Source organism: Synechococcus sp. ROS8604 (genome assembly GCF_014279655.1).
Lineage (GTDB): Bacteria > Cyanobacteriota > Cyanobacteriia > PCC-6307 > Cyanobiaceae > Synechococcus_C.
In genome coordinates this window covers 1,697,887-1,710,024 of record NZ_CP047946.1, presented here as the reverse complement: position 1 = coordinate 1,710,024, position 12,138 = coordinate 1,697,887, and the positions used below count along the sequence as shown (strand labels likewise).

The window sequence follows — 12,138 nt, the reverse complement described above, 5'->3', positions numbered from 1 at the left end:
GATGCTGAAGTGAATTCAGACGTGAGGCCAGGAGGAAGAATTGTAAGTGTAGTCATTTCTAGTTAGTAGATATTGTGGTTTTGCATTCCACGTGTTTAGTTGTATTGGCCTTACATGAACTAGAAGCACCGGTTAATGAAAGTGACAGCCGATGTTTAGTTCAATGCCAATGCGATTAAATTAAATATAACTAAACCGACTAAGCACATCTATGGCTAGGGACTAACTAAGTCCAATCAAGGCAGAGGTAATAAACAAAGAGGAGAGGGCGAAAATGTTACACGTATGCAAACCTACGTGTAACATGACATCCATTGCGCCGCAATTGATTACAAGAATTATACACGTTACACGTGGTTGGTAAACCTTTTTCTAGCACTTTATGTGGCATAGATAAACTACTAATAGAAAAAAAAGATGAGAAGACATGTAACATGTAACATTCTCTGTCTTCCTTTCTGCCGCAACAGGTTTGAAGAAATGAAGGATGTTACACGTATTACACGTACGTGTAACATTTTCAAAAAGTGGAAATTCTCCGTAGATTTTTTGGCGCATTAAAAAGCCCCCCAAAGTAACGGGAGGCAGATAAATACTATGCAGAGTATTCAGTAATCCCCTGAAGGCATAACATCGTGCACTGTTTCCCTGGTTAGGGGTTTATCTGCACCTGTCTTGATGAAGACAGTCTGGTTGTTATGCCCGTTAAAACGAACGCGCTTGCCCCACTTCTCGTATCCGAGAAGCTTCATAGACCGAACGATTTCATCCATAGCTCCCCGCACTTCGTTTGGCTTGAGGTTAAGTGCATCACATATCTCTTTCATCCCAACGGTATGCCGTGAAGCCTTCATACCTGATGGAGATGTAGGAGAAACAAGAGGCGCAAGGGTACCAACAAACTCACTACCTGAAAGGAACTCAAGGTTCTGCTTCTCGCTGTACTCCATTACCCAGTCAGGCAGTGCATGAGCTTTCAAGGCTGACACTCCTTCAGCTGCAATCTCCCTGACAGCTTTTAGTGCAGACAGCAGGATGCCTGGTTGCAACTTCTCAAGCCGATCAAAGTCAATCTTCTCAGTATTGCCACACAGAATTATCTGAAAGCGAGTGTTACCTGTTGGGTCGGTAAGAATGTTTGCTCGGTTAGTTGTTCCAGCAACAACAGCCGTTCTTCCGCGCCTAGTAATATCTGTTTGAAACTTATCAACGTAAGAGCAACTCTCGCTGGTAATAAAGTCTTTCATCGAGTCTGGCCCTAGGTCTTCAAGAGCCCTACCAATTTCATTGATAACGACCAAGTTGTTCTGAGAAAGTTTCTTCTGTGTGTCTGGATGCCCTGCTCCACCGTGGTGAGCATCACCTTTAGAAAGCGCCTGGATTTCGTCGTAGTGCTCCTCGCCACAAAGTGCTTTGAGAACTCCGCTCTTACCTACACCTTGAGGCCCGTGGAGGATGACACAACTCCTTAGAGGGAACCCTGGATACAGTGCCCGTATGACAAGCTTCTCCAGCATGTGCTGCATGCAGGCATCGGCATACCTCCGGTGCTCATCATCTTTAATTTCAAAGAACTCGCTTGCAAACGTTCGATGATCATGTGGTTCTAATAGTTCAAGCTCTTCTAATTGCTCCAGCTTGAAGTATCGTTCCATCAGACTGTGATATTGGTTGTTAATCGCATAGGAAGTAAGTGTTGGTTTGAAGTCTGAGGTTTTAATATTGATACCGAGCTCATGACTAACCTTTGAAATCAATCCAGGCAATGCCTTTTCGGTGACCTGTTTGCCATTAATCATCAGGCTACTGGTATAGACATCGAACAACACCTTGTTGGTCAAGCACCAGCTCGTGACAATTGGGTAAATATCTTTAGGCTTAACGTTCTGTTCATCACAACGGTCTACTGAAACAGAAGCAATGCTGCCATCATCACGCAATGAGATGAACCGCATCTGGTCTGCCTTACCAGCACGAGTGAACGTAAGCGTATGTACCTTATTAATACTCCAGTTATCTGAAAGTGTGGCACAAAGCTCGTATAAATATTGTGCGCTTAAGAGCCGAATCAGGGTAGCGTTAGTCTCCAGCAAGCAGGTATCTTGATAGCCAACACCATAAGGCGTGTCAGGAATGCTACCGCCATAGAACTCTGGAGCGTATGCCTCCTCTAGTTCCAGATCAGCAGTAATTGGAATATAGTTTTCATCGGGAGTAATAAAGAACCAGCCACACGAATTGGTGGGTGACTCTCCTGGCAGACAGTACCGAGATACTCCTGACAATTCTTTCCCATCATCTTTGTATATGTATGGCTGGTTATTGCGTAACAGGTTGGGGCGCTTGTGAACGACTAAGTCGCTATAGCCCTGCAGCTCCCTAGGCGTGAACTCCGCAGTACCTAAAGAAATAACATCATTAGAATTACGTATGCCTGACAGGTTAATAATAGGATTATCGATAGCTAGATCATTAGACGAAGTAGCTGTGTTTAATTCCTTAGGCGCTGCGGGATCTGACGCATTGGCGATAATCCCCTTTATATCATCAATAGAAAACATGGCATAAAGATATAGATATCAAGAATGTAACCTTCGTATATATTAGAAACAATTGTTTGAACTATTAAAGTCCCGATTGGTATACGCCAAGTAGAAGCTAATCCTTTAAAATGGTAGTACCGAATGAGATCATTTCTACACTAGACTGACTTTAACAAGTAGAAGTCTATGTGGAACTTAACCCACCGCTGTGAGAGAAGAATGAAACCTGTAACTGAGAAGGACTTGCGTGGTGTCCTAGACATCATCGAAATGAATGACAGCTGTAATGGCTGGCGCAATATGTCACAAATCATTGATGCCTTGAGGGCAGACAACCGGAATGACATTTCATACAAAAAGAAAATCACCTACTGGCTTCAGAACTACAACCGTGACGATCAGTTCTTTGAAAGCCGAATCATTGATGGCGAATGGTGTTACAGGTCACACAAGTTTGATCTGTGCCATGACCGGTTCATGGAGACCATCGCTAACTACAAGATGAAAGTCCTTCGCTATCCAGAGAAGGTGAAGGACCTACAGCTAGAGCTGAACCTATGCCTTAGAGCGGCGCTTCAGCCACCTGCATATCAAAGAAAGCGGAACAGACTGGCAGTTATTTAAGCAACGCATGCAGCAAGTCAGATATTAGGGGAGGCACTGAGCCTCCTTTTTAATGACATCATCTAATTAAATATGGGACTAAAAACAATCTAACCCCACAAAGATAGTCCCAATAGGTTATATTTAAGAAGAAGGCGATATAAAACAATGCAACTTACAAGTGATCTAATTCTCCAAGAAATGATTCAGACAATGGATCTCATGCAAGAGAGAATGAAGATTCAGGCTTTTGAACTTGAAAGCTTTAAGTCAAAACATAAGCAACTAACCGAAAGTCATCTTGCGCTAAAGGCTCAGCTGGAATCTACTAACTCAGAACTGGAATGGATTGACAAGAGAACCTTCGTCAACATCCTTACCGAGACGGGTCTGATGTCTGCTGCCAGAAGGAATTCAGAGTCAGATACGGCAGACAACGTTCGTTATCTCAATCGGCTTATGCGTGACTGGCTGATCTTCCGTATCCACGAAGATCCTAAAGAGCCACCTGTCTCCAAGCATGTCTGGAAGCTTAGTACAAAGAAGCTTCTCTTCCATAAGACAAGAGCTGTAGAACAGTTCCGTATCTTTACGAAGATGCGCCACATGTTTGATAGAACCAATCAGGACTAAAACAGTCCATCTATTATTTATTCGCCTTCACAGTTCATACATTAATTACAGAAACAAAGTAAATCAAATGCGTATTTCATCTATTGCTACACCAATCGAACAGGATCCTAAGCTCACTGAGATTAAACTTGGAAGCAGCTCATATCTTGGACTGCCTGTACAACTAGAGCAGACTAAGGCTGAAAAGGATAACGACAAACTGGCACCTGTCCGTGGTCTTTATCTTTGCCTACCTAACTCAAGGCAGAGCAGAGCGGTTGAGCGCTTCCTAACTGATCGTAAGAATCCAGAGAACCCTGGACTGGGGCTGAAGATTAACTGCCTTGTAGAGATGATCAATGCTTATGAATATCAAACCTATACAGGCCCTAAGAGCGATGACCCTGATCCAACCGCTACTGAGGTAAAACACCGCATCATGCGCGAGCACTTCACAGTGCCTGGCTCAGAAGCTGTATACGATGCGATCTTCCTTAATGGTGAAGTTGACGTTATCCCGCTTGATGCTTGGGGTAAGCGCACCATCATTACAAGCGATAACTCAGTCCTTAAGAAGTTTGTTTCTCAAGCAGGTAAGCATATATCGAAAATGACTGTTGAGCAGTTCAGTGTCATTACCAAGAAAACTGTCTGGCAGTCAATGTTGATATTCACGAACGACAAACTGGTGACTGACACAGTGAGCAAGCTGCCTGATTGGACAGTTGTTGCTATCGAGGGACGCATTCAAAATGATGGAACTCGTGATGGCTTGGCTCTAATTGCAGATACCATCATTCCTATCAAAGTAGGAAAGAGCGAAGAAGTAGGGGATGCTGACAGCGAGGTTGCTGAAGTGAGAACGGGTTCCTACTCCCAGTCAGCTAACTACGGAAGCACCGAAGATTACTAAACCTCTTTAAGGAGAAAGGGTATGCCTGTCCCAGTTACCGCCAGTATTAATACAAACCTGATGACAGCAAAAGATAGTTGTCAGAAGAAGTTAAAGGATGGTTTCACTAAGCACTATGCAGTTGGTTTTATAAAGCAAGACTTCAGCTCAATCTCTGAGTTTGCAGAAGCCATCAGTGGGACATCCGACCTCAATGGTCCTGGTTTCTCATTCGGGGAATTTAGTGGTGGCTACCGCAACGGCAAGAGCTTCATTCGTAGCTGGGGCATTGGCATAGACCTAGACAAGATCACAACCATTGATGGGAAACAAATCCTTTGGGATGAATGTGAGAGAAGATTGCCAACAACTGAGCAGCTTCTCAACAGCCGTATCGGACCATTCATTCGTTTGATTTACAAAAGTCAGACGTGCCCTCCTGATGCTGGATACATCATGGGGAGAATCATCCTGACATTTGAGTACCCTCTAGATTTTAATCAGGCCAAAGCCTTTGGTGTTTATTTGCACGAATTACTACGTCAAGATTTCCCGGCTATGGATGAAGCAATGCTGGAGGATATAGGCTTATTAGGTGGTATTGATTCCAAGGCAATTAAAGATCCAGTCCGATGGTGGGCTGGTCTCAAAAGCGGTAGAACCCCCTGCTACATGAATGATGATGCTGGCCATGTACCTGCATCTATCATCGACAGCTGGGTAGGTATCGGCTCACAATCGATAAGAACGTATGACAATTCTGTTGAACGCATAGATAGGCTTGAATTAGATGAGGCATCTCTAAAGGTATTTGACATTGTTATTAGTAAGATCCTTAATCCAAGTGGCTTTAACTCGTATGGCTCAGTGTATTCGTGGGTGCATGCTTTCGTTCAGCAGGTAAGCCCCCGCCTTGATAACGCCTTCATTGAATGGATGGAGCGAAGCCCTTATCGGATGGATCGAATCGGCAACAACCCGCAAGGTGTGCTGCGTTCTAGAGGTTTGGACTATGCAAACCTAGGCACCTTATTCCGTGCACTAGAAGCAGATAAATGTGACTGGTTTAATCAGTACTACAAGCTTACAGGTGAGTATCCACCATTCAAGTATTCGTGGAACATGGACGATACGAGAGATGATGATTTTGTTATGCAATCACATCCTGCAGTTGCCATTGAAGCGCTTGCCGCATTGGGACTTAAGTAGTCCCTGCTTGGCTCACACTTTATAAACATAACTTACATTTGTAAAACAAATAGAAATTAAACCGATGACTAAGACAGAAACACAAGAGACCGTTATTCAGAATTGCAGCCAATCAGTAGTTGATTACTGTTCAGCATTTCCAATCAGCAAAAAGCTTACAGATGATGTGACTAAGCAAAGCAATCAACTGTGGCCTTATGCAGAACCGTACATAACAGAAGATGGTGGGTACGGTATTGGCCCTTATATCTTTAAAGACTTGAGCACAATGCTCACCAAAGCATTCGGACTACTTACTTCAAAGCCTGCACTGCTTAATAGCTCTATGTCGGATTGGGCATTCGGGCTAGCACTAGATTATGTTGTGCACTGCCTACGGCCTAAGCTTGATTGCTGGCATCAGCATGGCACTCATTGCTACTTAAGAGTTCTTAGCAGTAACCCTACTGAGGTTTATATTGAATATGCAGTTGATAAGTTCGACACCTTCGCCACTATTGAAGAGTGCGTGACCCTCAAGGACTTGTTCCGTCATTATGAAAGTAGAGAACTCCCTGTAAAGAAGAACACAGCTCCATTGAATCAGGAGCGCTTAGCAAGGGCTACATCTGAGAACAGCATGTTCACCACTAGCTATCCCTTAAACAATGTTCAAGCTAAGGTGCTTAAGTCAATCCTTTCAAACATAGAAGAAGTAGACCTGAGCCAGCTGTTTGCTGCATTGCTACCTTCCTATTTCGAAGCCAAGGCTAAGTCAAAAGCAAGAAGAGCAGTCATCTCCAATGGTGATATTGAAGACCTCACCGACCTTGCATTAATCGATCTAGAAGAGAAGCTTGACTTTGAACAATCATGTGGTGATCTGTCTCGCTTGCCTACACTTAAAGAGTGCTTTGCCACAAGTTTAAGCGAGGGTATTTGAATATGTTCCATATCAATGACATTCAGGACATTGTTACTACTAGTCAATCTCCAGATGTACATATGGAGATTGCAGGTAAAACAAATCAGAGTCAAGGGAGCCAGGCGAAACGAGGCCGTCCACAGGGCAGCACAAAAGCAGCAACAGATATTGCAGCCGAGCAGTTAACTCACCGCAAGATGATCCAGCGTGCCCTGCCAGAGCTGAGCTTTGATATCCGCCGCCAGTCCAGCACCTACAGAGACCGCAGCTCTCTAAAGCAGAAGGTCTTAAGTGCCAGCTCCATCAAGAACATCCACCACTTGATTGGTGAAATCCTTGGTGAGTCAATGAGGCAGGAGCACGCACGCTCTGCTGTCGAGTACATCCTTGCCACTAACCAGAAGGATCCAGTTGTTGAGTACCTGAATACCTGCCGTGGACGTGCCTTGGATATGAGCTGGGGAGAAATCACCCAACGCATCTTCAAGACAGACGAACAGTTAGCTGCTGACATCTTCAAGAAGTGGATGGTCGGTACTGCAAAACGTCCGCTCCAGCCTGGCTGCGTGATGGATTGGTTGATGATCCTGGTGGGGGCACAGGGGATTGGGAAGAGTGCATTCGGTAGATCCCTTATCCCTACCGCTGATTGGTATGGAGAGCTGAGTGCTGACGTGGACATGCTTGTGAAAGAGCCATCCCGTATGCAGATGAGCTGGATCAACGAGCTAGCTGAGGTTGATTCGATGACCTGTGGACGTAAGTCAGACAGGGAGAAGATGAAGAACCTCGTCTCCATTAGGGAAGACATCACCCGCCTTCCGTATGCGCCTCACCCTGAGCGTGTGCCACGGGCATTTGCTTTCTACGGCAATACCAATAGAAGTGAGTTCATCACTGACGTTGAGAGCCGCAGGACATTCATGATTCAGATCCCTGAGGGGGAGACCATCGACTTCGAGTGGGTGGCTGCGAACCGTGATGGTCTCTGGGCCAAAGCACTTGCCGAGATTGATGCAGGCACCAGCTGTACCTGGACCCGCAATGAATACGAGAAGGTCCACGAGAAGACGATGCAGTTCCGAGTGGAAGACCCCATTGAGCAGCTGCTTGATGAGTTCCTATCCACAAGGAACAAGGTCTCTATTCAGGACATCATCAGAGGTGTGCTTCAAGTTCCACCGCATATGCAGGAGCTGAGCCATAGCCGTCGAGTATCTGAGCTCATGCGTGCGCGGGGCTGGTTGAAATTCAGCACAAGCCAGAAGCAAGAGAACGGAAGGAACAAATCAGTACGTGCATTCAAGCGCCCTGCCAATCAGTTACAAGCTAATGAATTAACAGATTACTAAAACAAGAGGAAACAAAATGAACCAACAAACATTAGAGAACGAATTCAAACAGACAGCTGCATCGGCATCAGTCACTGAACTCATTAAACATCTGAAGTCTGCAAACAAAAGATTGCCAGCATTCGCGCTACCTGACACGATTGATGCAGTGGATTGTCTTGGGCAAATTTGCCGCACACATACCAATGCTTCTGATGAAGCAATCAATGAAGCAATGAATTTAATCAGTGCTGCACTGCTGAATTGCCTCACTGACATCGTTGTGACCATCGTTAGTGAGGAGGAAATAGAAGATGCCTAACTTCCAAGCCGTGAGTGAACCGCTCACAAAAGAACACTACATATATGAGTTCGTTAAGGACCGTGATGCCAAGGCACTAGGTAAATATTACCAGGAGTATTTGTTAGGTGTCCTTGCTGATAACCAGTTGATTGACCTCACACTGATAGCTATCGGTGATGACACCGTCGTTACTGGTGCAGTCACAGAGACAGACCGAGAGCAAAGGCACCAAGCCTGTTTAGAGATAGGCAGGACGATGGCCCAAGAATTCGGTGAGGAGAAAATCCTTTATTTGTTAACCGTGGCACCTACAGTTAGCTGTGCAGAGGACTCAGAGTTCACTCCAAATACTGATCCTTATCGCAAGGAAGGCGCAATGACACACATTATGTGCCTTGAGGAACTGCATGAAGCTGAAGATATGAGTGCCTACATGGCGGCATTGAAAACCTTTAAGCACTACGTGTGGAGCGCCCAGCACCATGAAGGCCTGGTTACTGCATGGCAATGGGAGGGAGCCACGGTTCAATCAACTGAAAATGCTCCTGACTATGAACCTGCTGAAGGAGAAGTTGTTGCAGTCCTCGATGACTTCTGCCAGAGGAACTGTTTTGTTGGGCTATGCAATCAGTTTGAGGTGATGAATGACTTTGTAAAAGACAAAGACCAATCAACAATCGATGCTGCACTTAGGGAAGTAGCTAAAGAGAACGGTCAGGTCATCAAGAGAAATCTTCCTGAAGTGATCGTGGTGTCAGAGCTGTCAGAAGAATCACAGGATATCTTGGAACACTTCGGTTTAGAAGCACCAGCACTGCTTAACAACTTTGCCATCTCAGTAGAGGATGCAGTAATTGAACAGGTAGGAAAGAACCTGGAGCTTCGTAAAAAATACGAGGCGCTCCTAGCTAAAATGGGAGAGGCATGAGCCGCTCCAATTACTTAAAGCAGCAAGGTGGAATTGAACCTGTCACTATGCTGCTTTTTGATGGCTAGTTAAGAGCTGTCATCATCTGTTCTTCAGTCAGAACAGTGATGCCTAAGTCAGCGGCCTTAGATAACTTGCTCCCTGCCTCAGCTCCGGCAACAAGGTAATCAGTAGTTTTGCTGATACTGCCGGCGATGATTGCACCATCTGCTTTTAGAAGGGCTTCAATCTCCCCTCTGGTTTGACTGAGCTTGCCAGTGACGCAGACACGTTTGCCAGTGAACTCAATCGAGACGCTGTTGTTCTGTGCCTCTTCCATTAAAGGATCTATGGTTTGACCATCGCTGCGAGGAATGATTGTCACACCAATTTTGCCAGCGATTTCAATTACTTCTGGATTTTCCAAAAGTGTTGCTACTTTGTCAGCCCAATCCGCGCACTTAATAGTGCCATGAAATGGTCGGTAGGATTGACAGAAGAATGTTTTAATCTCTTCGTTGTCAATAATATAATTTTTGATGGCGCTCCAAATTGGTTCTTTAAAACTTAGATAGCTATCGTGCTGCATTCCGTAATCTGTGGTATCCAGCATAAATGCTGCAAACTTCCTTCGAAGATTATGCTGTTCTGGATAACTCTCTACAAATGTCACCAACTTTTTGCAAGCATTAAATGCGTCACCTTCTTCTCTAAGCAGCATGAAATATATTTGAAGGAAATTAAAATCTTTGTTATCTAGCAGATAGCCTTCTTTTGAAATTGATTCAAGCAGGGCTTGCTTGCAGTAACTAATAAAGTCTGAGTGAGATGGCATTTCAGTTAGTCCAAGCTCTTCTTTAGGTGTGGATTTATATATTTCCTCGAACTTACTAATACTCTTGCCTGTAAAGCCTTGATTTAGTACATAATGATGAACAGCATCTGCGAACCAATTCTCGTTATCACCTGCCTCCCAAACTAGTTCGTAAAACTCACTCCATTCCTCCTCGCTCAGTATTGCTGGATTGTATAGCGCTTCGTAGAAGTCGGTGAACAACAGCCTATGAGACCCATCTTCTTCAATCGAGACATAACCACAGGCTTCTATTAGCTCTGTCTTGGTGAGGTCACAGAGCTCTTTAACTCTGGCAAGAAGTGCCTCACCAGTTAAAGGTGTAGTCATACGAGTCTGGTCCATTGCTTCTTGAAGTTGTTCAGTTGAAACGTTGTTGGGGATGTGTGAGGTTGTCATTGTTATTGGTGTTGTTTGTGTATGAATTGATAATCATTGAACTGGCTAGTCTTAATACACCCTTAGTCGGTTAAGCCACATCAATAGGAGGAAGACCAACCTGCTCTCTGAGGTTGTTGAAGATAACATTCATGGTTTCATCTTTATCCCAATCATGGCTTTGAAGAACATCGCTCACAACTGCCATAGCAACTGAAAACACAGTCTTCATATCATTGAGCTGCAAAGTTTCCTTGGGGAACTCGCGACATTCTGCCATTCCATCAGGATAGATGATGAAGAAACAGCTTCTTGTGCTGACCCCATCTGAAAAATCAACACCCCAAGAGAAGTTCCATACTTCTGGATTATCGGACTGGCTAGACATGCAATAAGGCATGCTCAAATTAGAAGCGGCGCTGATGACTTTGCTTTGCTTGAGGATTTCGCAGACATAGTGATTCACATTTGCTCCTCTTTGAAAGGCCGTGAATTTAACGGCTTCGTCATATGACAGAACAGTTCCGTTATCAGTAGCGTTATCTGATACAGCCTGAGCAGCAGCACGATTGCACTGATCAACTTGGGTAACGAGTGAATTGGTCATGTCGTTTAGCACCTTTGTATAGGTGATGTATGTGAGGAGGAGAACCGTTAACCGGTTGCCTATGTACATGGTATAGGTGGTGTGCATACACACTGTCAATGTGACGGTCCACGAAAGTGGCGCACACTGTGCATACGTCTAGTACTGCACTAGAGTTTTCGTATCCACAACAAGTGCACAGAACGCATATGGCAACGATGAAGACCATCAACATCCGCATCAGCACTGACATGCTCGCTGAGATCGATGCAGCAGCGTCAGTCCTCGGCCAAGACAGGAGCAACTTCCTTAGAGCAGCCGCAGCAGAGAAGCTCCAAGGGCTTAATTCTCAATCCCCCAGTAAGGACCAGGGCTTACTTAAGGACCTCAAACTTGCAGACGAGCGCAGTCGTGTCGTTGTTCGGGACATCTTGCTCAGACTGAAGCGCCTAGAAGCAGCAACATTTCCCGAAGAAGGTGATGACCCATTTGCCTGAGCGCAAAAAAAAAGAGACCGACACATAGCGTCAGCCTCATCCGTGCACGTCCAGATCTAGTGTAGTAACTGAGTACCAGTTTGTCAGCGAGCTCGCCTCCTCATTAGGACGTTCGCTGGCACGTCAGCGTCAATACGTTGCAGGTTTCTGGCAATAGCGTCGAGCCTTTGTCCATTACTCATTGGGTCCGTATAAGCAACACCACCCATGGATTGACCACCCATCCCTGGAGCAGTAGTTGCTCTGATGATGTCATTCTCATTACCGGCGAGCATTCCAGTTACACCAGCTAGTCCGGCAAGACCAAGCAGTTGTTCAGGTGTAATTCCAAGAGTATTTGCATCTTGCTCCAAGGCAATAGCGTCATCGTTCAAAGCACTATGTGCAGCGATTGCTGCTGCTGATGCTGCGCCGATACCACCACCGATGAAGAGCGATTGCTTAAGTGTTGGCCTAGACCCTGCAAATAATTTGTTTAACATCAGCTTTATAACTAGTATTAGTATTATTGTATAAGAA

The 12,138-nt window shown here is 45.0% G+C and carries 13 protein-coding genes; 9 read left to right on the top strand and 4 right to left on the bottom strand.

From position 1 onward, the window contains the following. Positions 1-608 precede the first annotated feature (608 nt). The gene (locus SynROS8604_RS09010) at positions 609-2,561 is read right to left on the bottom strand and encodes a VapE domain-containing protein (RefSeq protein ID WP_186543734.1); all 1,953 of its coding nucleotides are present in this window, start codon (positions 2,559-2,561) and stop codon (positions 609-611) included. A gap of 201 nt (positions 2,562-2,762) precedes the next feature. Here SynROS8604_RS09010 and SynROS8604_RS09005 point away from each other — a divergent pair, with 201 nt between their 5' ends. The 8 genes from SynROS8604_RS09005 to SynROS8604_RS08970 all read left to right on the top strand — a co-directional run bounded on the left by SynROS8604_RS09005 (position 2,763) and on the right by SynROS8604_RS08970 (position 9,326). After that, the gene (locus tag SynROS8604_RS09005) at positions 2,763-3,167 is read left to right on the top strand and encodes a hypothetical protein (RefSeq protein WP_186543733.1); all 405 of its coding nucleotides are present in this window, start codon (positions 2,763-2,765) and stop codon (positions 3,165-3,167) included. Positions 3,168-3,347: 180 nt separating this feature from the next. Next, entirely contained in the window at positions 3,348-3,779 is a 432-nt protein-coding gene (locus SynROS8604_RS09000) for a hypothetical protein (protein ID WP_222930089.1), read from the top strand. Positions 3,780-3,846: 67 nt separating this feature from the next. Next, a complete protein-coding gene (locus SynROS8604_RS08995) occupies positions 3,847-4,671 on the top strand; it encodes a hypothetical protein (RefSeq protein ID WP_186543731.1) in 825 nt (274 codons plus the stop codon). Between the two features lie 21 nt (positions 4,672-4,692). After that, on the top strand, positions 4,693-5,859 hold the full coding sequence (locus SynROS8604_RS08990; protein WP_186543730.1) for a hypothetical protein: 1,167 nt from the start codon (positions 4,693-4,695) through the stop codon (positions 5,857-5,859). 64 nt (positions 5,860-5,923) lie between these two features. Further along, positions 5,924-6,781, top strand: a complete 858-nt coding sequence (locus SynROS8604_RS08985; RefSeq protein ID WP_186543729.1) for a hypothetical protein — start codon at positions 5,924-5,926, stop codon at positions 6,779-6,781. Between the two features lie 2 nt (positions 6,782-6,783). After that, positions 6,784-8,115, top strand: a complete 1,332-nt coding sequence (locus tag SynROS8604_RS08980; protein ID WP_255445297.1) for a virulence-associated E family protein — start codon at positions 6,784-6,786, stop codon at positions 8,113-8,115. A 16-nt stretch (positions 8,116-8,131) separates the two neighbouring features. Next, positions 8,132-8,416: a hypothetical protein gene (locus SynROS8604_RS08975; protein ID WP_186543727.1), complete on the top strand. Its 285-nt coding sequence runs from the start codon at positions 8,132-8,134 to the stop codon at positions 8,414-8,416. 10 nt (positions 8,417-8,426) lie between these two features. Next, positions 8,427-9,326: a hypothetical protein gene (locus SynROS8604_RS08970; protein WP_186543726.1), complete on the top strand. Its 900-nt coding sequence runs from the start codon at positions 8,427-8,429 to the stop codon at positions 9,324-9,326. 64 nt (positions 9,327-9,390) lie between these two features. Here SynROS8604_RS08970 and SynROS8604_RS16235 read toward each other — a convergent pair whose 3' ends face one another. Then, a complete protein-coding gene (locus SynROS8604_RS16235; RefSeq protein ID WP_222930088.1) occupies positions 9,391-10,503 on the bottom strand; it encodes a BRCT domain-containing protein in 1,113 nt (370 codons plus the stop codon). 124 nt (positions 10,504-10,627) lie between these two features. Further along, entirely contained in the window at positions 10,628-11,143 is a 516-nt protein-coding gene (locus SynROS8604_RS08960) for a hypothetical protein (RefSeq protein ID WP_186543724.1), read from the bottom strand. Positions 11,144-11,340: 197 nt separating this feature from the next. On the opposite strand from SynROS8604_RS08960, the gene SynROS8604_RS08955 reads away from it, so the two are divergent. Then, the gene (locus tag SynROS8604_RS08955) at positions 11,341-11,619 is read left to right on the top strand and encodes a ribbon-helix-helix protein, CopG family (protein ID WP_186543723.1); all 279 of its coding nucleotides are present in this window, start codon (positions 11,341-11,343) and stop codon (positions 11,617-11,619) included. Positions 11,620-11,702: 83 nt separating this feature from the next. Here SynROS8604_RS08955 and SynROS8604_RS08950 read toward each other — a convergent pair whose 3' ends face one another. Further along, positions 11,703-12,101 (bottom strand): hypothetical protein, encoded by a 399-nt coding sequence (locus SynROS8604_RS08950; RefSeq protein WP_186543722.1) that lies wholly within the window; start codon positions 12,099-12,101, stop codon positions 11,703-11,705. Between the last annotated feature and the right edge of the window lie 37 nt (positions 12,102-12,138).